17 protein-coding genes are annotated in these 22,000 nt (G+C 56.7%); 7 read left to right on the top strand and 10 right to left on the bottom strand.

Annotated features, from left to right (window positions below; translation table 11 throughout):
- The first annotated feature begins 328 nt into the window (after positions 1 to 328).
- Together malP and malQ are read left to right on the top strand one after the other, a co-directional pair.
- Complete coding sequence (malP, locus tag IM282_RS08830) at positions 329 to 2,722, top strand: maltodextrin phosphorylase (RefSeq protein WP_032626817.1); 2,394 nt, start codon at positions 329 to 331, stop codon at positions 2,720 to 2,722.
- Between the two features lie 9 nt (positions 2,723 to 2,731).
- Positions 2,732 to 4,810 (top strand): 4-alpha-glucanotransferase, encoded by a 2,079-nt coding sequence (gene malQ, locus IM282_RS08825; RefSeq protein ID WP_192970326.1) that lies wholly within the window; start codon positions 2,732 to 2,734, stop codon positions 4,808 to 4,810.
- An 87-nt stretch (positions 4,811 to 4,897) separates the two neighbouring features.
- On the opposite strand, the gene gntT is transcribed toward malQ, so the two are convergent.
- The 3 genes from gntT to gntX form a co-directional block, all read right to left on the bottom strand.
- Positions 4,898 to 6,214: a gluconate transporter gene (gntT, locus tag IM282_RS08820; RefSeq protein WP_022649637.1), complete on the bottom strand. Its 1,317-nt coding sequence runs from the start codon at positions 6,212 to 6,214 to the stop codon at positions 4,898 to 4,900.
- Between the two features lie 305 nt (positions 6,215 to 6,519).
- Positions 6,520 to 7,095, bottom strand: a complete 576-nt coding sequence (nfuA, locus tag IM282_RS08815) for a Fe-S biogenesis protein NfuA (RefSeq protein WP_003861601.1) — start codon at positions 7,093 to 7,095, stop codon at positions 6,520 to 6,522.
- Positions 7,096 to 7,156: 61 nt separating this feature from the next.
- Positions 7,157 to 7,837 carry a DNA utilization protein GntX gene (gene gntX / locus IM282_RS08810; protein ID WP_023298787.1) on the bottom strand — a complete coding sequence of 227 codons (681 nt, stop codon included), beginning with the start codon at positions 7,835 to 7,837 and terminating at the stop codon, positions 7,157 to 7,159.
- Between the two features lie 36 nt (positions 7,838 to 7,873).
- Here gntX and bioH point away from each other — a divergent pair, with 36 nt between their 5' ends.
- Positions 7,874 to 8,656 carry a pimeloyl-ACP methyl ester esterase BioH gene (gene bioH / locus IM282_RS08805; RefSeq protein WP_023298786.1) on the top strand — a complete coding sequence of 261 codons (783 nt, stop codon included), beginning with the start codon at positions 7,874 to 7,876 and terminating at the stop codon, positions 8,654 to 8,656.
- On the opposite strand, the gene feoC is transcribed toward bioH, so the two are convergent.
- From feoC to greB, 5 genes are all read right to left on the bottom strand, one after another.
- Complete coding sequence (gene feoC, locus IM282_RS08800) at positions 8,631 to 8,867, bottom strand: [Fe-S]-dependent transcriptional repressor FeoC (protein ID WP_017384148.1); 237 nt, start codon at positions 8,865 to 8,867, stop codon at positions 8,631 to 8,633. The genes bioH and feoC overlap by 26 nt on opposite strands.
- An 11-nt stretch (positions 8,868 to 8,878) precedes the next feature.
- Positions 8,879 to 11,197, bottom strand: coding sequence for a Fe(2+) transporter permease subunit FeoB (feoB, locus tag IM282_RS08795; RefSeq protein WP_192970325.1), 2,319 nt, complete (start codon positions 11,195 to 11,197; stop codon positions 8,879 to 8,881).
- Positions 11,198 to 11,227: 30 nt separating this feature from the next.
- Positions 11,228 to 11,455: a ferrous iron transporter A gene (feoA, locus tag IM282_RS08790; RefSeq protein WP_022649633.1), complete on the bottom strand. Its 228-nt coding sequence runs from the start codon at positions 11,453 to 11,455 to the stop codon at positions 11,228 to 11,230.
- 336 nt (positions 11,456 to 11,791) lie between these two features.
- Positions 11,792 to 14,122 carry a Tex family protein gene (locus tag IM282_RS08785; RefSeq protein ID WP_063850332.1) on the bottom strand — a complete coding sequence of 777 codons (2,331 nt, stop codon included), beginning with the start codon at positions 14,120 to 14,122 and terminating at the stop codon, positions 11,792 to 11,794.
- An 87-nt stretch (positions 14,123 to 14,209) separates the two neighbouring features.
- Entirely contained in the window at positions 14,210 to 14,683 is a 474-nt protein-coding gene (gene greB / locus IM282_RS08780) for a transcription elongation factor GreB (protein ID WP_022649631.1), read from the bottom strand.
- A 228-nt stretch (positions 14,684 to 14,911) separates the two neighbouring features.
- On the opposite strand from greB, the gene ompR reads away from it, so the two are divergent.
- Both ompR and envZ read left to right on the top strand, forming a co-directional pair.
- Positions 14,912 to 15,631: a two-component system response regulator OmpR gene (gene ompR / locus IM282_RS08775; protein ID WP_001157751.1), complete on the top strand. Its 720-nt coding sequence runs from the start codon at positions 14,912 to 14,914 to the stop codon at positions 15,629 to 15,631.
- Positions 15,628 to 16,974 (top strand): two-component system sensor histidine kinase EnvZ, encoded by a 1,347-nt coding sequence (envZ, locus tag IM282_RS08770; protein WP_003861615.1) that lies wholly within the window; start codon positions 15,628 to 15,630, stop codon positions 16,972 to 16,974. The genes ompR and envZ overlap by 4 nt, the downstream gene beginning before the upstream one ends.
- Before the next feature lie 529 nt (positions 16,975 to 17,503).
- On the opposite strand, the gene pckA is transcribed toward envZ, so the two are convergent.
- Positions 17,504 to 19,120, bottom strand: a complete 1,617-nt coding sequence (gene pckA, locus IM282_RS08765) for a phosphoenolpyruvate carboxykinase (ATP) (RefSeq protein WP_046620356.1) — start codon at positions 19,118 to 19,120, stop codon at positions 17,504 to 17,506.
- A gap of 376 nt (positions 19,121 to 19,496) precedes the next feature.
- Here pckA and IM282_RS08760 point away from each other — a divergent pair, with 376 nt between their 5' ends.
- The gene (locus IM282_RS08760; protein ID WP_226839846.1) at positions 19,497 to 20,531 is read left to right on the top strand and encodes a DUF4153 domain-containing protein; all 1,035 of its coding nucleotides are present in this window, start codon (positions 19,497 to 19,499) and stop codon (positions 20,529 to 20,531) included.
- Between the two features lie 38 nt (positions 20,532 to 20,569).
- Positions 20,570 to 20,980, top strand: a complete 411-nt coding sequence (locus IM282_RS21865; protein ID WP_226839845.1) for a hypothetical protein — start codon at positions 20,570 to 20,572, stop codon at positions 20,978 to 20,980.
- Between the two features lie 122 nt (positions 20,981 to 21,102).
- Here the strand turns inward: IM282_RS21865 and hslO are convergent, their stop codons facing one another.
- Positions 21,103 to 21,987: an Hsp33 family molecular chaperone HslO gene (gene hslO, locus IM282_RS08755; protein ID WP_006812239.1), complete on the bottom strand. Its 885-nt coding sequence runs from the start codon at positions 21,985 to 21,987 to the stop codon at positions 21,103 to 21,105.
- Positions 21,988 to 22,000 lie beyond the last annotated feature (13 nt).

Here is a 22,000-nt window from a genome sequence, read left to right as displayed (position 1 = left end):
AATGACGGTGAAGTTAATTAACTTTGGGGAAAGTTGCTCTGGCTTAATAGTGTTGCTGGAAAGCCGCTGTACGTGAGAAATATTATTCTACGTAAGTAATCATTTCAGCGATGATTAATTTCCTCCGAAACTGCATTTCATTTCTTTGACGCTCTTCCGGGATCGCTTTTTCAGCGAAGTGCACACTTACACAGTGGCCTCGATCACACTTTTATGCTCATCCCCGCTACTCCTCCCTGCCTAATCCCCGACAGGAGGAGGAAGAGGCGCAATGAGCCAGGCACACTAGCGCCAAATGTGTTTTCTCTCTACAGGATGCCGATTCCCTATGTCACAGCCTACTTTCAACAAAGCTCAATTCCAGGCTGCCCTGACGCGTCAGTGGCAGCGTTTTGGCCTTCATGCTGCAAACGAGATGACGCCTCACCAGTGGTGGCAGGCGGTGAGCGGGGCGCTCGCAGAGCAGCTGGACGCTCAGCCCGCGACGAAGCCTGTGAAAGGCCAGCGTCACGTCAACTACATTTCAATGGAGTTCCTGATTGGCCGTCTGACGGGTAACAATCTGCTGAACCTTGGCTGGTATCAGGACGTCGGCGATGTGCTGAAAGAACACGACATCAACCTGACCGATCTGCTGGAAGAAGAGATTGATCCGGCGCTGGGTAACGGCGGTCTGGGACGTCTGGCAGCCTGCTTCCTGGATTCCATGGCAACCGTGGGCCAGTCGGCCATTGGCTATGGTCTGAACTACCAGTACGGTCTGTTCCGCCAGTCGTTCGCTGACGGCCACCAGATGGAAGCGCCGGACGACTGGCATCGTAATACTTACCCGTGGTTCCGCCACAACGAACAGCTGGATGTGCAGGTCGGGATTGGCGGGAAAGTCACGAAGCAGGGGCTCTGGGAACCAGCGTTCACCATTACCGGTGAAGCCTGGGATCTGCCGGTGCTCGGCTACCGTAACGGCGTGGCGCAGCCGCTGCGTCTGTGGCAGGCGAAGCACGCGCATCCATTCAACCTGACTAAATTCAATGACGGTGATTTCCTGCGCGCCGAGCAGCAGGGTATCGACGCCGAGAAGCTGACCAAAGTGCTCTACCCGAACGACAACCATCTGGCGGGTAAAAAGCTGCGCCTGATGCAGCAATACTTCCAGTGCGCCTGCTCCGTGGCGGACATTCTGCGCCGCCACCACCTGGCGGGCCGCAAGCTGGCGCAGCTGCCGGACTTCGAAGTTATTCAGCTCAACGACACGCACCCAACCATTGCCATCCCGGAACTTCTGCGTGTGCTGATCGACGAGCATCAGCTGAGCTGGGACGACGCCTGGGCCATCACCAGCCGCACCTTCGCCTACACCAACCACACCCTGATGCCGGAAGCGCTGGAGTGCTGGGATGAGAAGCTGGTGAAAACGCTGCTGCCGCGCCATATGCAGATCATCAATAAGATTAACGACCAGTTCAAAACGCTGGTGGAGAAAACCTGGCCGGGCGATAAGGCCGTTTGGGCGAAGCTGGCCGTGGTACACAACAAACAGGTGCGCATGGCGAACATGTGCGTGGTAAGCGGCTTTGCGGTGAACGGCGTGGCCGCGCTGCACTCGGATCTGGTGGTGAAAGATCTCTTCCCGGAATACCACCAGCTGTGGCCGACCAAATTCCACAACGTGACCAACGGCATTACGCCGCGTCGCTGGATCAAACAGTGCAACCCGCTGCTGGCCGGCCTGCTGGACAAGACCCTGAAGAAAGAGTGGGCCAACGATCTGGACCAGCTCATCAACCTGGAAAAATACGCTGACGACGCGAAGTTCCGCGAGCAGTACCGCGCCATTAAGCTGGAGAACAAGGTACGTCTGGCCGAGTTCGTGAAAATGCGTACCGGAATTGAAATTAACCCAAATGCGATTTTCGATATCCAGATCAAACGCCTGCACGAGTACAAACGTCAGCACCTGAACCTGCTGCACATTCTGGCGCTGTACAAAGAGATCCGCGAGAACCCTCAGGCCGACCGCGTCCCGCGCGTGTTCCTGTTCGGTGCGAAAGCGGCGCCGGGCTACTACCTGGCGAAAAACATTATCCTTGCCATTAATAAAGTGGCGGCGGCGATCAATAACGATCCGAAAGTGGGCGACAAGCTGAAGGTGGTATTCCTGCCGGACTACTGCGTCTCTGCGGCTGAAATGCTGATCCCGGCGGCGGATATTTCCGAGCAGATCTCTACCGCCGGTAAAGAAGCGTCCGGCACCGGCAACATGAAGCTGGCCCTGAACGGCGCGCTGACCGTCGGCACGCTGGACGGTGCGAACGTCGAAATTGCCGAGAAGGTCGGCGAAGAGAACATCTTTATCTTCGGCCATACTGTTGAAGAAGTGAAAGCCATCAAAGCCAAAGGGTACGACCCGGTGAAATGGCGTAAAAAAGACAAAGTGCTGGATGCGGTGTTGAAAGAGCTGGAAAGCGGGAAGTACAGCGACGGCGACAAGCACGCGTTTGACCAGATGCTGCACAGCATGGACAAACAGGGCGGCGACCCGTACCTGGTGATGGCGGACTTCACCGCTTACGTTGAAGCGCAGAAGCAGGTCGACGTGCTGTACCGTGACCAGGATGCCTGGACCCGCGCGTGTATCCTGAACACCGCGCGCTGCGGTATGTTCAGCTCTGACCGCTCAATCCGTGATTATCAGGCTCGTATCTGGCAGGCAAAACGCTAAGGAAGCGCGATGGAGAGTAAACGTCTGGACAGTGCCGCGCAGGCGGCGGGAATTAGCCTCAGTTACATCAATGCGCACGGCAAACCGCAGTCTATTGGTGCGGACACCAAAAGACGTTTGCTGGATGCCATGCACAAAACCGACGCGAAAGCGTCGGGAGCGCCGGTGCCGAACGTGAAGGTCTTTACCGCGGGCAAAAAGATGCCGCTGGCGGTGGAAGGACGCGGCGAGTTCAGCTGGCTGCTCACCACCGAAGAGGGGCATCAGCATAAAGGCCATGCCACCGGCGGCAAAACCCTCACCCTTCCGGCGAAGCTGCCGGAGGGCTATCACAGCCTGACGCTCACCCAGAATGACAGCCGCTTCCACTGTCGGGTGATCGTCGCGCCGAAGCGCTGCTATGAGCCGCAGGCGCTACTCGAAGGCAAAAAGCTGTGGGGCGCCTGTGTGCAGCTTTACACCTTGCGTTCAGACAGCAACTGGGGCATTGGCGATTTTGGCGACCTGAAAAAGATGCTGGCATCTGTTGGTGAGCGCGGCGGGGCATTTATCGGTCTCAACCCGATCCACGCCCTCTATCCGGCGAATCCGGAAAGCGCCAGCCCGTACAGCCCGTCTTCCCGCCGCTGGCTGAACGTGATCTACATCGACGTTAACGCGTTAGACGATTTCAAAAACAGCAAAGAGGCGCAGGCGTGGTGGAAGCTGGACACCACCCAACAGATGCTGAAACAGGCCCGCGATGCGGACTGGGTCGATTATGCCTCCGTGACCGCGCTGAAAATGGCGGCGCTGCGTCTGGCCTGGAAGGGCTTTGCGAAGCGTGACGACGAGCAGATGGCAGCCTTCCGCCAGTTTGTGATGCAGGAAGGCGAGAGCCTTTACTGGCAGGCGGCGTTTGATGCGCTGCATGCGTATCAGGTCCAGGAGGATGAGATGCGCTGGGGCTGGCCGGTGTGGCCGGAAGCGTATCAGTCCGTGGATACCCCGGAAGTGAAGGCGTTTTGTGAGACGCATGCCGACGAGGTGGATTTCTATCTCTGGTTGCAGTGGCTGGCGTACAGCCAGTTTGCTGCCTGCTGGCAGGTGAGTCAGGGCTATAACATGCCGATCGGTCTGTATCGCGATCTGGCCGTCGGCGTGGCGGAAGGCGGGGCGGAGACCTGGTGTGACCGTGAACTTTACTGTCTGAAAGCCTCCGTCGGTGCGCCGCCGGATATTCTGGGCCCGCTTGGTCAGAACTGGGGCTTGCCGCCGATGGATCCGCACGTGATAGCGGCGCGTGCCTACGAGCCGTTTATCGATCTGCTGCGCGCTAACATGCAGAACTGCGGCGCGTTGCGTATCGACCATGTCATGTCTGTGCTGCGTCTGTGGTGGATCCCGTACGGTGAAACGGCCGATCACGGGGCGTACGTGCAGTATCCGGTGGACGATCTGCTCTCAATCCTCGCGCTGGAGAGTAAACGTCATCAGTGCATGGTGATTGGCGAAGATCTCGGTACCGTGCCGGTTGAGATTGTCAGCAAGCTCCGCGACAGCGGGGTTTACTCCTACAAAGTGCTCTATTTTGAAAACGACCATGAGAAAACCTTCCGCGCGCCGAAAGCGTACCCTGAACAGTCAATGGCAGTCGCGACGACGCATGATCTTCCTACGCTCAGAGGCTACTGGGAAAGCGGCGACCTGACGCTCGGCAAAACGCTGGGTCTCTACCCGGATGAAGAGGTTCTGCGTGGGTTGTATCAGGATCGCGAGCTGGCGAAACAGGGGCTGCTGGATGCGCTGCATAAGCATGGCTGTCTGCCAAAGCGCGCCGGGCATAAGGCGTCGCTGATGTCGATGACGCCAACGCTTAACCGGGGCTTACAGCGCTATATTGCCGACAGCAACAGCGCGTTGCTCGGTCTGCAACCGGAAGACTGGATTGATATGGCGGAGCCGGTAAACATACCCGGTACCAGCTATCAGTACAAAAACTGGCGTCGCAAGCTGTCCACTACGCTTGAAGCGATGTTCGCCGATGACGGGGTGAACAGGTTGATTAAGGATTTGGATAAACGGCGAAAAGCAGCCGCGAAGAAATAATAAAAAACCCGCCAGTGGCGGGTTTTTTATTATCAGGTCGTGCTCATGTAGGTCGGGTAAGGCGTAGCCGCCACCCGACTTAGGGCATCAGACCACCATATTCAACAGCAGCACCCCGACCAGGCCACACACCGAAATAATGGTCTCCAGCGCGGACCAGGACTTGATGGTTTCACCGATAGTCAGGTTGAAGTACTCCTTGAACAGCCAGAAGCCCGGATCGTTCACGTGGGAGAAAATCACGCTGCCCGAACCGACCGCGATAACCATCAGCTCAGGGCTTACGCCCGTGGTCGCAATCAGCGGCGCAACGATACCACCCGCGGTAATCGCCGCAACGGTTGCAGAGCCCAGCGCGATACGCAGCACCGCGGCAATAGACCATGCCATCAGGAGCGGCGATACGTTGGTTTCATGCATCATGGCAGCAATGTATTTATCCACGCCACTGTCGACCAGCACCTGCTTAAACGCGCCGCCACCGCCGATGATCAGCAGCATCATGGCAATGATTTTGATGGAAGAGGTCAGCGTGTCGTTGATCTGATCCATGGAACGACCACGGTTAAGACCGAAGGTGAACATGGCGATCAGGACCGCAATCAGCGTTGCCATCACCGGGTCGCCCAGGAACTCCGCAACGGACAGGAACGCGTGACCTTTCGGCAGAACCATCTCTGCTACGGCACGCATTGCCATCAGGATCACCGGCACCAGAGAGGTCCAGACGCTGACGCCAAAGCCAGGCATCTCTGCATCTGTGAAGGTTTTGGCGCTGTACAGGCCTTCCGGGATGGGCTTATCAATGCCTTTCAGGAAGCGCGCATAAACAGGACCGGCCAGGATAACCGTTGGGATCGCCAGAATCGTACCGAACAGCAGGGTTTTACCCATGTCGGCATGGAAGATGGTAGCGATAGCCGTTGGACCCGGATGCGGCGGCAGGAAGCCGTGGGTGACGGACAGCGCCGCAGCCATCGGCACGCCCACGAACAGCAGCGGGATGTTGGCGGCAGCGGCGATGGTGAACACCAGCGGCAGCATCAGGACGAAGCCCACTTCATAGAACAGTGCGAAACCGACGGTAAAACCGGTTAACACCACCGCCCACTGGATGTGCTGCTTGCCAAATTTATCGATAAGGGTAGTGGCAATACGCTGCGCGCCACCGCAGTCCGCGAGCATTTTACCGAGCATGGCGCCGAAGCCCATGATCAGCGCCAGGCTGCCGAGCGTACCGCCGACACCGGCTTTAATGGAGCTGATAACTTTAACCAGCGGCATTCCCTGCATCAGACCGACTGCAAGTGCCACCAGAACCAGAGCGATAAATCCGTTCATTTTGAAGCGGATCATCAAGAGCAGTAATAACACAACACCGATAGCGACGATGACTAATGGCATGATTGACCTGGCCTTTGAATTGTTATGGGTAACGTCATTGTTTCAACGACAAATTCCGGTTGTCCCAACTGGGAACAGAGTATTAACGGCACTCATACTGATGCCTGCGAAAACGATAAGTTTAGTCGGCTGTTATAAGGGTGTTGAGTGCCCATGGGAATGATACGGGTAACATGACGTGATTGAGAATCACCCAGGGAGGCAAAATTTGAATTATGAGACGCAGGTCAACATATAGAGGGGGAGGCAAGAAAAAGCAGGCCCGGTAAGCGCAGCGCCACCGGGCAATACAGACGGGCACTGAATTAGTAGTAAGAGTGCTCGCCGCGCTGGTGTTCGGTCAGATCGCGCACGCCTTTCAGTTCCGGGAATTCGTTCAGCAGCTGCTTCTCGATCCCTTCTTTCAGGGTTACATCGACCATGGAGCAGCCGTTACAGCCGCCGCCGAATTGCAGGATCGCCAGACCATCTTCGGTGATTTCCATCAGGGAAACACGTCCACCGTGGCCGGCCAGCTGCGGGTTGATCTGCGATTGCAGCAGATATTCCACACGCTCCATCAGCGGGGCATCGTCAGAGACTTTACGCATCTTCGCGTTTGGCGCCTTCAGCGTCAGCTGCGAACCCAGCTGGTCGGTGACGAAATCAATCTCCGCATCTTCAAGATACGGCGCGCTCAGCTCATCAACGTATGCGGTGAGCTGTTCAAATTTAAGGGCAGTGTCAGTTGCTTCCACAGCATCCGGAGGACAATAAGAGACACCACATTCTGCATTCGGAGTGCCTGGATTGATCACAAACACGCGGATCTGCGTCCCTTCTTCCTGATTTGCCAGCAGTTTGGCAAAGTGCGCTTGTGCAGAATCGGAAATACGGATCATAGCTTTGGCCTAATAGTTGACTAAATTACCTGGGTATAATCATACGCCCATTGAAGAAGGGCTACAAGGTACGGCACAGACACCATACCTGAACTGACGCGGCGCCGCTTTGCAAAAGCAGTCGGGAAAGTTCAGCCACGGTACTGCCCGTGGTGACGACATCATCCACAATCGCGATATGGAGACCGTTGACCGGCAATTCAAGGCGAAAGGCGTTTTTCAGGTTTCTTTTGCGCGACCGGGCGTTGAGCCGGTGCTGAACGGCAGTGGCATGAATACGTTTCAGCGCAGAGGCGGGGTACCGGCAACCCAGCCAGCGGGCGAGCGGACGGCACAGCAGGTCGCTCTGATTGTATCCCCGCCGCCAGTGCCGACGCTGAAAGAGTGGCACGTTCACGAGCGTGTCGACCGACGGTAGCCCACGCGTTCTTCGCGCCTGCAATACCGCCAGTAATAACAGGCGTGCCAGTGGCTGCGCCAGCGCGAACTGGCTGGAAAACTTAAACTGATGAACCAGACGACTCAGCGGCAAAACGTAATCATCCACCGCCACCAGCGCGCTCCACGGCGGCGCTTTTTTCAGGCATCGACCACAGGGGAGCGTCTGGCTTACGGCAGGCAAGCCGCATTGCGGACAGCCCTTCAGGTAACCCAGCGCTCCCGTGCAAACGGAACAGACGCCCCACGCGCTCAGCGCAAGTGGCATTCGGCATAGCCAGCACAAGCCGGGCACTGTTAGCATACGCAACCTCCATGTGAAAAAAGAGAACGTTAACTGATGAAGACGCTGTGGTGGCAGACCGTTGGAACGGGAAATTGTCATCTTGTGCTGCTGCACGGATGGGGACTGAACGCCGAAGTGTGGCGTTGCATAAGTGAGGAACTGGCCTCGCAATTTACGGTACACCTGGTGGATCTGCCGGGGTATGGCCGTAGCCACGGCTACGGCGCGATGACGCTCGAGGACATGGCGGAGCAGGTTCTGGAAGCGGCGCCGCAAAAAGCCGTCTGGCTCGGCTGGAGCCTGGGCGGGCTGGTGGCAAGCCAGATTGCGCTGCGCCATCCTGAGCGGGTGCAGGCGCTGATCACCGTTGCCTCATCACCCTGTTTCAGCGCCCGCGAGGCGTGGCCGGGCATCAAACCCGAGGTGCTGGCCGGGTTCCAGCACCAGTTGAGCGAAGATTTCCAGCGGACGGTGGAGCGTTTCCTGGCGTTGCAGACGATGGGAACTGAAACCGCCCGTCAGGACGCGCGGATGCTGAAGCAGACGGTGCTTTCCCTGCCGATGCCGGAGGTTGAGGTGCTGAACGGTGGACTGGAGATCCTGAAAACGGCCGATCTGCGTGAGCCGCTGGCGTCACTGACGGTGCCGCATCTGCGTATTTATGGCTATCTGGATGGGCTGGTCCCGCGCAAGGTGGTTCCGCTGCTGGATGCGCTGTGGCCGGAGAGTGAATCAATGGTGGTTGCCAAAGCGGCACATGCGCCGTTCATCTCTCATCCTGCTGAGTTTTGTTCGGCGCTGTCCAATTTTATCAGCGAAGCGTCCACCACTCCCTGAGGCAGGCTTTACCTTCCGGACAACTTTTACAACTGCCGGACAGACAACCGTCCGGCTCTTCCTGAATGCGCACGGCTTTCCCCATCGCCTCCAGCCTTTCCAGCATGGCATCGATCATCGGCTGCGGCGTATGCAGGCTGAGGCTGAGCTGCTTCGCCTCCATTCGTCCCTGTAACGCCAGTAAGTCACGGACCTGAATCAACGATGCCATCTTTTTTCCCCTCAGTGACAGTCGCCCGCAGGGCTACTACAGCAGGTCGTTGGGGTTTTGCGCGTTGCCAGCAGGTTAACGTCAACGCGGCTACGTGCCCGGCGCAGCATGCCAATCACCATCACGTTAAACAGGATCACCGCGAGGATACAGACCAGGCTGTAGCGCGGATGCTGGCTGTAATTGACGGTTTGATAAAACACGGTCGCCAGCGAGTAGGCAATGTTCAGCCCCCACAGAATGGAGAAGCCCATCCAGCCGCGGCTGGACTCACGGGCAATGGCGCCCATGACCGAGATGCACGGAATATAGAGCAGGACGAAGATCAGGTAGCTGTAGGCCGCCGACGCGCTGCCAAATTTCTGGCCCATCACGCCCATTGCTCCGGTCGCCATTACGCCGTCGCCTTTGCTGGCTTCAATCGGGTTCGCCAGCACGCTCAGGCTGAAGGTGTCTTTCAGGCTCTGCCAGGTCTCTTCTACTGCACCCAGAAGTTCGTCACCGAGGCTGAACTCTGCCGGGTTGAACTCCTCTTCCTGGATGTTTTCCGCGGTGTAGAGCGTGTTCAGGGTGCCGACAACCACTTCTTTTGCCATCGCGCCGGTGAACAGGCCCACGGTTGCCTGCCAGTTGTCTTCCTGTACGCCAATCGGTTTGAAGACCGGCGTAATGATCCGGCTAACGGAGGCAAGGGCAGAGTCATTAATGTTGTCCGCTGCCTGGCCGCTCAGGGTGAAGCTGTTCAGGGCGCTCAGGAAAATGCTGACCACTACAATCACCTTACCGGCGCGCAGAACAAAGCCTTTCAGGCGCTGCCATGTTTGAATAATCAGGCTTTTCAGGTGCGGAACGTGATAAACCGGCAGTTCCATCACGAACGGCGACGCTTCGCCACGCATGATGGTGTGCTTCAGCATCAGGCCGGTGAGAATAGCCATCACGATACCCAGCACATACAGGGAGAAGACGGCCAGCGCCCCTTCCTGACCAAAGAACGCCGCGGCAAAGACCGCGAAGATCGCCAGACGTGCGCCGCAGGACATGAACGGCGCCATCATGATGGTCATCAGGCGTTCGCGCGGTGCGTCCAGCGTACGCGCGCCCATGACTGACGGCACGTTACAGCCAAAACCGACAATCAGCGGCACGAAGGATTTCCCCGGCAGCCCAAGCGCCTGCATCAGGCGGTCCATCACGAAGGCGGCGCGTGCCATGTAACCGGAATCTTCAAGGAAGGAGAGGAACAGGTACATCATGCCGATCTGCGGTACCAGCGGCAGGACGGTGTTGATCCCGCCGCCGATCCCCTGCGCAAGGAAGATGGTCAACCATTCCGGGAAGTGGAGGGTGTAGCCCAGCCACTGAATACCGTGCACGAAGATAGCGACAGAGCCGCCATCAAAGATGGGTTGTAATGCACCGCCGATGTTTATAGCGAGCAGGAACATTACGTACATCACCAGTAAAAAGATTGGCAAACCGAGGAAGCGGTTGAGCACAATCTTATCCACGGCGGCGGTGAAGCGGCTGGGTTCAGCGGTTAATGCATTGCTGACCACGTCACAGATAGCGGCGATGGCCTGATAGCGCGCATCCGCAATATGCAGGGCCGGGTCATCCAGCTCGTCGCTCAGGCGAGCCTGTGCAACGCTCAGTTTATCCGCCGCATCGCCTGCGTAGGCGCGGCTGTAGATATCGCCTTCCAGCATTTGCAGGCCAAGCCACAGGCGCTGTCTGGCGGGCATGGCGTTGTCCATCTCCTGCGCCAGCTGCCCGGCCTCGCGCAGCAGCGGCTGGGCGTAGTGCACCAGTTCGACGTCGGCATTGCCCGTGTGGCGGTCAATTGCCAGCTTCAGGGCGTCAATGCCGCGCGCGCGGGTAGAAACCAGCGGAACCACCGGGCAGCCCAGACGGGCGGAGAGGGCGTCGACGTCGATGCGCAGCTTTTGCTTCTCGGCGATGTCGAGCATGTTAAGCGCCACGATGCAGGGGATCCCCAGCTCCAGCAGCTGTAGCGTGAGGTACAAATTTCGTTCGAGATTGGAGGCATCCACCACATTGATGAGCAGATCCGCGTCGCCGCTCAGAATATAGTGGCAGGCAATTTGCTCATCGAGAGAGGTCTGAGATGAAATTGTGGTGAGTGAATAGGTCCCCGGTAAATCAACCAGCGTGACCTGATTATCTGTCGTTGTGAACTGGCCTTCTTTGCGTTCAACCGTTACGCCTGCCCAATTTCCCACACGCTGGCGTGCGCCGGTTAACTGATTAAATAAGGTTGTCTTGCCGGAATTAGGATTGCCAATTAAGCCAATAGTTAATTTTTTCATTGTTTTAGACTCACTGAAACCGCTGGCTTGTTAACGGGATAAAGATTCAACTTCAATTAATGCGAGGTCTTTTTTACGCAGAACCAGATTAACGCGTCGGGTTTCGATATGAACAGGATCGCCCAACGGCGCCACGCGCACCACCTGGAATGATGAGCCGGGTAGCATGCCCAGTGACAGTAGCTTCTGCCGATAGGCCGGGCTTATCTCACGGGTAAAACCGATAATTTTCCACGCACTTTCTGGAGTGAATTGCATAGCGCCTGATTCCACGAGAGGTTAAATAATCAACACTGCGATGATAATGAGAATAGTTTTTATCAGCAATAATAAAAATGTGACGGGATGTTGTTAATCGTATTAATTTGCGGTCTGCTTGACCTTGCTCAATATTTGCGGGAATACCCGGGAAGGAATAAAAAGCGTATTTGTTAATGGAGTGATAAATAGCGGTTTAAATATGGATATGCAATCGGTTTCATATTTTACGATATAATTTTTCCCCTCACCCCGGCCCTCTCCCCAAAGGGGCGAGGGTGTTCAAGTTCCCTCTCCCCTTTGGGGAGAGGGTTAGGGTGAGGGGCATTTACAGGATTAGCGTTTCTTACCCATCGCCGCTGCCAGAGCATCCATCATCGCGCTGTTGCCTGCTGGCTGTGCGTCACGTCCGCGTGGCTTCGCGGCTTTCGCTGCCGGACGCTGCTGTTCACGGCCACCGCCATTACCGCCACGGCGCGCGTTAGTGTCGCCCGGCTGCTCGTCCAGACGCATGGTCAGGGCGATACGCTTACGCTGAAGATCCACTTCCAGCACTTTCACCTTCACGATGTCGCCCGCTTTGACCACGGTGTGCGGATCTTCAACGAACTTGTCGGCGAGGGAAGAGATATGCACCAGACCGTCCTGATGCACGCCGATATCCACAAACGCGCCAAAGTTGGTGACGTTGGTTACCGCCCCTTCCAGCACCATGCCCGGCAGCAGGTCGTTCATGGTTTCCACGCCGTCAGCAAAGGTCGCGGTTTTAAACTCAGGACGCGGATCGCGGCCCGGTTTTTCCAGCTCTTTGATGATGTCAGTGACCGTCGGCACGCCGAACTGTTCGTCGGTAAAATCCACCGCTTTCAGGTTACGCAGCGCGCTGCTGTCGCCCATCAGGTCTTTCAGCGCCTGCTGGGTGGCGGCCAGGATACGCTCGACAACCGGATAGGCTTCCGGGTGAACGGTAGAGGCATCCAGCGGGTTATCGCCGTGGTTGATGCGCAGGAAGCCCGCGCACTGCTCAAAAGCTTTCGGCCCCAGACGGCTCACCTTCAGCAGCTGCTGGCGGTTCTGGAACTGACCGTTCTCATCACGCCAGGCGACGATATTCTGCGCCATCATACGGGTCAGGCCTGCTACGCGGGTCAGCAGCGGAACGGAAGCGGTGTTCAGGTCCACGCCGACGGCGTTAACGCAGTCTTCCACCACCGCATCCAGCTTGCGCGCCAGCTGCGTCTGGCTCACGTCGTGCTGATACTGGCCCACGCCGATGGATTTCGGGTCAATTTTCACCAGCTCCGCCAGCGGATCCTGCAAACGACGGGCGATAGAGACCGCACCGCGCAAGGAAACGTCCAGTTCCGGGAACTCCTGCGCTGCCAGCTCAGAGGCGGAATAGACAGATGCCCCCGCTTCGCTGACGATCACTTTCTGCGCCGTCACTTTCGGGAACTGCTTCTGCACGTCGAGATAGAAACGTTCGGTTTCGCGGGACGCCGTACCGTTACCGATGGCAACCAGCTCAACGTTGTACTTCTCGCACAGCGCGGCGACCACGATAGCCGCTTTCGCTGCCTGACCGGTGTGCGGGTAAATGGTGTCGGTGGCAACCAGCTTGCCGGTGCCGTCAACCACGGCCACCTTCACGCCGGTGCGCAGACCCGGATCGAGACCCATGGTGGCGCGCAGGCCAGCCGGCGCAGCCATCAGCAGGTCGTGCAGGTTACGGGCGAAGACGTTGATCGCTTCGTCTTCGGCGCGCTCGCGCACGGTGCCCATCAGCTCGGTTTCGAGGTGCATGAGCACCTTGATGCGCCAGGTCCAGCTCACCACGCCTTTGCGCCAGCTGTCCGCCGGGGCGTTGTTCAGGCGCAGACCGAGGTGATCCATAATGATCTGCTCACAGTGGCTCTCTTTAGGCGGCTCGTCAAACTGCGGATCGGCATTCAGGGAGAGCTGCAGCACGCCTTCGTTACGACCGCGGAACATCGCCAGCGCGCGGTGAGACGGCGCGGTAGAAATGGGTTCGTGGTGATCGAAGTAGTCGCGGAATTTCGCGCCTTCGTCCTCTTTGCCGGACACCACGGTGGAGACGATATGGGCGTTCTTCCACAGGTAATCACGCACTTTGGCCAGCAGCGCCGCGTCTTCGGCGAAGCGCTCCATCAGAATGTAGCGAGCGCCGTCCAGCGCGGCTTTGGTGTCCGCTACGCCTTTTTCGGCGTCGATAAATCTGGCGGCTTCGGTTTCCGGATCGTGAGACGGCTCGTTCCACAGCAGGTCGGCCAGCGGCTCAAGGCCGGCTTCGATCGCAATCTGCCCGCGCGTGCGGCGCTTCGGTTTGTACGGCAGATAGAGATCTTCAAGTTCGGTTTTGCTCAGGGTACCGTTAATGGCTTTTTCCAGGTCACTGGTCAGCTTGCCCTGCTCGCCGATAGATTTGAGGATCGCCTGACGTCGGTCTTCCAGCTCGCGCAGATAGCCCAGACGGGTCTCAAGGTTACGCAGCTGCGTGTCATCCAGACCGCCGGTGACTTCCTTACGATAACGTGCAATAAACGGCACGGTGTTCCCTTCATCAAGCAGACGAACGGCAGCTTCTACCTGTTCGGCTCTGGCCTGAATATCACCCGCAATAATGCGGCAGAGCGACTCTTTCATCATGGTCAGTTCATCTTGTGGATCGAAAATCAGGGGGATAGTTATACGGGCTGACACCAAAAAATGCCAGCCGGGGAGGGCGCTCTCGGACTATTTAACATACTCGATTTCGTTGACGTACCAGCTTGCTTCACCCGCGGGCGTCTGGACAACGGCTAAATCGCCCACCTCTTTTTTCAGCAGGGCGCGGGCCATGGGTGAATCGATAGAAATATAATCCTTACGACCGAAAATTTCATCATAGCCAACGATACGAAAACGCAGGGTGTCGCCGTTGTCGTTTTCAATTTCGACCCACGCGCCGAAAAACACTTTACCTTCCTGCTGCGGGGAGTAATCGACAATTTTGAGATTCTCGAGGCACTTCGTCAGGTAGCGTACCCGGCGATCGATTTCGCGCAGTCGCTTTTTATTGTACTGATAGTCCGCATTCTCGCTGCGGTCGCCCAGACTTGCGGCCCAGGTGACTTTTTTGGTCACTTCCGGACGCTCTTCGCGCCACAGGTAATCCATCTCTTTTTTGAGTTTTTCGTACCCTTCGCGGGTGATCAGAGGCGTTTTCATGGTGCTGCCTTTAATGCCGGTTAACTGTCTTTGCGCACAATACGTAGCGCACAGTGTAACAGACAAGATTAATAATGATTTATGTGATGAAATGAACAGATAAGCTGCTGTTAAATATGCTTTGTAACAATTTCGTCTAGAATTTATACCAGAATTTGCTGGTCGAACCCGTGCACTTTTTTAGAATACGCTGTTCCAGGCTTATCCGAACCTTTGGGAGTACACACAATGCAAGAGAACTACAAAATTCTGGTCGTAGATGACGACATGCGCCTGCGTGCGCTGCTGGAACGTTATCTGACCGAGCAGGGCTTCCAGGTTCGTAGCGTCGCGAACGCGGAACAGATGGATCGTCTGCTGACGCGTGAATCCTTCCACCTGATGGTGTTGGACCTGATGCTGCCTGGCGAAGATGGGCTCTCTATTTGCCGTCGTCTGCGTAGCCAGAGCAACCCGATGCCAATCATCATGGTGACGGCGAAGGGTGAAGAAGTTGACCGTATCGTCGGCCTTGAGATTGGCGCTGATGACTACATTCCTAAGCCGTTCAACCCGCGTGAACTGCTGGCGCGTATTCGCGCCGTGCTGCGTCGTCAGGCGAACGAGCTGCCGGGCGCGCCGTCTCAGGAAGAGGCCGTCATTGCATTCGGTAAGTTCAAGCTGAACCTCGGCACCCGTGAAATGTTCCGTGAAGATGAGCCAATGCCGCTCACCAGCGGCGAGTTTGCGGTACTGAAAGCGCTGGTCAGCCACCCGCGTGAACCGCTTTCACGTGACAAGCTGATGAACCTGGCGCGCGGTCGTGAATACTCCGCAATGGAACGTTCTATCGACGTGCAGATCTCTCGTCTGCGCCGCATGGTGGAAGAAGATCCGGCGCATCCTCGTTATATTCAGACCGTGTGGGGTCTGGGCTACGTGTTTGTCCCGGACGGCTCTAAAGCATGAGGCGAATGCGCTTCTCGCCGCGAAGTTCGTTTGCCCGCACGCTGTTATTGATCGTCACCCTGCTGTTTGTCAGCCTGGTGACGACCTACCTGGTGGTGCTGAACTTTGCGATCCTGCCGAGCCTTCAGCAGTTTAATAAGGTGCTGGCATACGAAGTGCGTATGCTGATGACCGACAAACTGCAACTGGAGGACGGCACGCAGTTGGTTGTTCCCCCGGCATTCCGTCGGGAAATCTACCGTGAGTTGGGCATTTCTCTCTATTCGAACGAAGCGGCGGAAGATGCCGGCCTGCGCTGGGCGCAGCACTATGAATTCCTTAGCCAGCAGATGGCGCAGCAGCTTGGCGGCCCGACGGAAGTGCGCGTTGAGGTCAATAAAAGCTCGCCGGTTGTCTGGCTGAAAACCTGGCTGTCACCCAACATCTGGGTGCGTGTTCCGCTCACCGAGATTCATCAGGGCGACTTCTCACCGCTGTTCCGATACACCCTGGCGATCATGCTGCTGGCTATCGGCGGCGCATGGCTGTTTATTCGTATCCAGAACCGACCGCTGGTCGACCTGGAGCATGCGGCATTGCAGGTTGGTAAAGGTATTATCCCACCGCCGCTGCGCGAGTATGGCGCATCGGAAGTGCGCTCGGTAACGCGTGCTTTTAACCACATGGCGGCAGGCGTTAAACAGCTGGCTGACGACCGTACGCTGCTGATGGCGGGGGTTAGCCATGACCTTCGCACCCCGCTGACACGTATCCGGCTGGCAACAGAGATGATGGGCGAGCAGGATGGTTATCTTGCAGAGTCCATCAACAAGGATATCGAAGAGTGTAACGCCATCATCGAGCAGTTTATCGACTACCTGCGTACCGGGCAGGAGATGCCGATGGAGATGGCGGATCTGAACGCGGTTCTGGGCGAAGTTGTTGCTGCCGAAAGCGGTTATGAACGTGAAATTGCGACCGACCTTCAGGCGGGCGAGATTCAGGTACGTATGCACCCGCTCTCCATCAAACGCGCGGTGGCGAATATGGTGGTCAACGCGGCGCGCTACGGCAACGGTTGGATCAAAGTCAGCAGCGGTACGGAACTCAACCGCGCCTGGTTCCAGGTGGAAGACGATGGCCCGGGCATCAAGCCTGAGCAGCGTAAGCACCTGTTCCAGCCGTTTGTGCGCGGCGACAGCGCGCGCAGCACCAGCGGAACCGGCTTAGGCCTGGCGATTGTGCAGCGTATTGTTGATAACCATAACGGACTGCTGGAAATTGGCACCAGCGAACGGGGTGGTTTGAGCATTCGCGCATGGTTACCGGTGCCGGTTTTACGGGGGCAGGTGAAAGAGAGTTAAAAAAGGGTGGGGCCTGATGCCCTCACCCCGGCCCTCTCCCACGGGGCTGAGGGTTCCCCACAAATTAATGCGAGCACTGAGCAATCCCCTCGCTCCTCCGGGGAGAGGGTTAGGGTGAGGGGAATATACGGCGGTGGTGGTCATTCCGTTCACTTTATGTTCCTTGCTACTCTGTAACGACATGACCGGTGAACGTGCCAGGGTGGCTCAGTCGCCACCACCCTGGCGACCCGGGCTCCCGGCGGTAAATCGCCGCTTCGCGGTGCCCTCGGCTTATTCCTTCCGGCTTATCGGGTACGGGCGGATGCAACGTCCCTGTAAAGCCGCCCTCTCGGCGCATCCCTGCGCCTCGCCCCGGCCTGCAGGAAACGCCTCAGCGATTTACAGCCGGACCAGGGCATCGCTGACAGCCCTCAGTCATTTAGAAAGCAACTTTATTGCTTCTGCATAAAAAAATTACTGGGGATCCCTCAGCCCACGGGGAGAGGGAGAAAACATTAAAAAGGCAACTTTCGTTGCCTTTTTGCTTTTACCTTGGTCCCGCACTCACCAGCGCAGCACCCGCCGGGGTGTCGGTATACTTCTCGAAGTTTTCGATAAACAGTTTCGCCAGCGATTCTGCCTTCTCGCGCCACTGTTCCGGTGAACCGTAGGTGTTACGCGGATCGAGGATACGCGTATCCACGCCAGGCAGCTCTGTTGGGATCGCCAGATTGAACATCGGCAGCGTAAAGGTCTCGGCGTTATCCAATGAACCATCCAGAATCGCGTCGATGATGGCGCGTGTATCTTTGATGGAGATACGTTTGCCCGTCCCGTTCCAGCCGGTGTTCACCAGGTACGCCTGTGCGCCGGATGCCTGCATGCGTTTCACCAGCACTTCCGCGTACTGCGTCGGGTGCAGCGACAGGAACGCCGCGCCGAAGCAGGCGGAGAAGGTTGGGGTTGGCTCGGTCACACCGCGCTCGGTACCCGCCAGCTTAGCGGTAAAGCCGGAGAGGAAATGGTACTGCGTCTGGCTGGCGGTCAGGCGGGAAACTGGCGGCAACACGCCGAACGCGTCCGCGGTCAGGAAAATCACCTTCGTGGCGTGGCCCGCCTTCGACACCGGCTTCACGATGTTGTCGATGTGGTAAATCGGGTAAGAGACGCGGGTGTTTTCGGTTTTGGACGCATCGTCGAAGTCGACAGAGCCATCGGCACGCACGGTGACGTTTTCCAGCAGCGCATCGCGGCGAATCGCGTGGTAGATATCCGGCTCTGCCTCTTCAGACAGGCGAATGGTTTTCGCGTAGCAGCCGCCTTCAAAGTTAAACACACCGTCGTCGTCCCAGCCGTGCTCGTCGTCGCCAATCAGACGACGTTTTGGATCGGTGGACAGCGTCGTTTTACCGGTGCCGGAAAGGCCGAAGAACACCGCCACGTCACCTTTTTCACCGACGTTCGCCGAGCAGTGCATGGAGGCGATACCGCGCAGCGGGAGCAGGTAGTTCATGACCGAGAACATCCCTTTCTTCATTTCGCCGCCGTACCAGGTACCGCCGATCAGCTGGATACGCTCGGTCAGGTTGAAGGCGATGAAGTTTTCGGAGTTCAGACCCTGCTCTTTCCACTGCGGGTTGGTGCATTTCGCGCCGTTCATCACGATAAAGTCAGGGGTGAAGTTTTGCAGTTCTTCATCGGTCGGACGAATGAACATGTTCTTCACGAAATGCGCCTGCCAGGCCACTTCAGTGATAAACCGAACGGAGAGACGGGTGTCGGCGTTAGCGCCGCAGAAAGCATCGACGATGAACAGACGCTTGCCGGAAAGCTGATGGGTGACGAGCCCTTTCAGATGCTGCCAGGTTTCAGGAGAGAGCGGTTTGTTATCGTTCTTCCCTTTGCCTTTATCGGCCCACCACAGCGTATCGCGGGTGGTATCATCTCGGACGATGTATTTATCTTTCGGCGAACGGCCGGTAAAAATACCGGTATCGACGGCGATAGCACCAAGATTCGTCAACACACCTCGCTCGTACCCTTCCAGTGCCGGATTGAGCTCTTCCTGATACAGCGTATCGTAATCGGGGTTGTAGACCACTTCCTGGACGTCGTGAATACCATAAGCCTTGAGATCTTGCGGGGTTAAACCATTAACACGCATATCACTGCTCCTTAGCCAATATGTACTGCCTGAAATTGTAGGGTTTTTCTGGGGATGTTAACCGCGACGGGGCTCATAGATTTACGTATCTGGTCAAAACCCTTACTAACGGAAAACGCTGCGACTCCAGTCACAGGGCGGGCAGATTATCGCAGGAATCGCTTTTTGGTTGGGGAAAATGTTCTTAAAAGGTTAATCTCTGGTGAATTTATCCAGAAGAATGTGAATGTAATCGCATACATGAAAGAAAATTACGTAAGAGTTACATTGGGAAAACGATTCAGGTCTCTTGGGTCAGCTATTTTCAGAGTTTGAGGTGGGGGCCAGAGTTTTGCCTTGATGAGACAATAGTTTTTTCATGAACAAGGGATGAGAAATGGAAAACCGTGAGACGTTATCTCCTTCAACGCGCGTAGCCGTCGTGCTGGCGGGGGCTCTACAGGGCGTAATTTGCTATGTAATTACGTGGTATATCGAGTACGCAAAATTGCCATCGGATACGCTGTGGCTGATGTGTGTAGTACCTGCCACCGTGGTAATGACAACCACGTTGTCTCTTGCCATGACGTCATTCAGAAAGCCATTTTTGTGGCTGTCACTCGGGATGATCGGCGCGGCAGTCGCGGGTATGGGCGGCTGGCTTAAGTGGAGCGTTGCAGGACTCGAAAGCTGGAATCTCAGAGATGAGATGCTCGTTTTCGGCTTTCATCTGCTGCTGATGACGCTGTTCGTGTTGCCATGGCTTCAGCGGCGTCTGGATCCCGTCCCGACTACCTCGTTCTACAGCGACTTTTATCAACGAAACTGGCATAACGCGCTGACGCTGCTCATTATTTTTGTTTCGAATGGTCTCTTCTGGCTGGTGCTTTTCCTCTGGGCCGAGCTTTTCGAACTTATCGGCATCGGCTTTTTTGATCGGCTTTTCTTTCATTCTGACGGATTTATTTCAGTGGCGATTGGCGTGGTTTCAGCCAGTGCGGCCGTGCTCACGCGTATGCAGGTAAGGTTAATCCTTGCCCTGCAAAATCTGCTGACCCTCATCGCCACCGGTCTGCTTCCCCTGATGGCGGCGCTGGCGCTGCTCTTTATTGGCGCGTTGCCTTTTGTCGGCTTTGAATCCATTTCAGCCAGAATATCCGCCGCGGGCTTGCTGACCACCTTAGCGCTGCTGCTGTTATTCCTGGTGACGATAGTGTGGCATCCACAGCGTCAAACGCTGCCTTACTATGCCCCGCTGCGAGGGATGATTCGCCTTGCTGTGGCTATCGTACCCGCGTACCCGGTTCTGGCGGGGTGGGCGCTGTGGCTACGCATTTCGCAATACGGCTGGTCACCCGAGCGTCTGTACGGGGTATTGATAACCATCGTGGCGCTGGTCTGGGCGGTCGGTTTTTGCGCCAGCGTGAAATAAATGGTCTTCTCTCCAGGAACGCTGGCGGAGCAGGTAAGATGACCGCCGCGATGCTGGAAAAACAGGTCCAGCTCGCACCGGGAATGGCTCGTCCTGATAAGGCATTGTGGCAAGCCATGCTCAGCAATCAGTATCGCTTTGAGAGCTGCGATAGCGCCCAGAGTAACTGTTTACTCATGCCGCTGGATCTTAACGACGACGGCAAGCCTGAAGCCGTGCTATTTCAATTTACCGATCGCACGATCGTGGCTTACACACAAACCAACACGGGCTGGAGGATCGCCGGGGACGCGTGGAAAATGCCGGAGGCATTGACCAGAGAAGAACTTGACCGCGCATTAAGGCAGAGGAAAGTGAAATCTGTCGTGAAGCCCTGGGCGGATATTGAGATTTTTGGGGAGCGTGTCGATATGAGCTACGACAGTTACAATAATGCGCAGCGGCGTTAGTGCTCTTTCTTGCCGGGTGGCGCTACGCTTACCCGGCCTACAATTAGCAATCATATCAAAAAATTGCACAATTCATTGTAGGCCCGTGCAAGCGTAGCGCCGCCGGGCAACAGGCTCAGAGCTTAGTGAACCTGCGGATCCGCCGGAGAGGCGTTATTGCGGATCTCCGCGATATCCATCGAATTGAACACGTAGTGCGTACCGCAGTAGTCACAGTGCATATCGATTTCACCGTCTTCCGCCATGATGCTGTCGATCTCTTCATCCGGCAGCGTTTTCAGGGCGCCAGCACAACGCTCGCGGGAGCAGGTGCACTTAAATTCCACCGCCTGCGGATCGTAAACCGTCACTTCTTCTTCGTGGTAGAGACGCCACAGCACGTCGGTCGCCGACAGGGTGAACAGCTCTTCCGCTTTGATGGTTTCCGTCAGCGTTGCCAGATGTTCGAAATCATTGGTCTGCGCATCCTGCGCAGGCAGAACCTGAAGCAGCATACCGCCGGCAGCAGGCTGTCCATCCACTTCACCGGTGCGGATGAACAGACGGGTTGGCAGCTGTTCGGAACGCATGAAGTAATCTTCCAGGCAGGCGGCAAGCGTATCGCCTTCCAGACCGACAACGCCCTGATAGCGTTCCCCCTCTTCAGGCGAAATCGTGATGACCAGGTAGCCGTTACCGACCAGCGTTTTCAGATCCGCATTTTCAGGGATATCGCCCTGAACGCGCGCCACGCCGCGCATCTGCTGCTGGTTATTGCCGTTGATCACCGCCAGCGACATTGGGCCATCGCCCTGCAACTGGACGGTAATATCGCCAGCAAACTTCAGCGTGGCGGTCAGCAGGCTGGTGGCAACCAGCAGTTCGCCCAACAGGGTTTTTACCGGCAGCGGGTAGTTGTGGTTTTCCAGAATCTGTTTCCAGGTTTCGGATACGGTGACCAGCTCGCCGCGCACGGCGAATTGTTCAAACAGATAGCGGTGTAATTGGTCGTGTTGGGCCATTTTCATCTCTCATGCAGGT

The organism is Enterobacter cloacae complex sp. P29RS (genome assembly GCF_014893445.1).
Lineage (GTDB): Bacteria > Pseudomonadota > Gammaproteobacteria > Enterobacterales > Enterobacteriaceae > Enterobacter > Enterobacter intestinihominis.
Note: the sequence above shows the minus strand (reverse complement) of the source record. Positions and strands in the feature narration are given on the sequence as shown.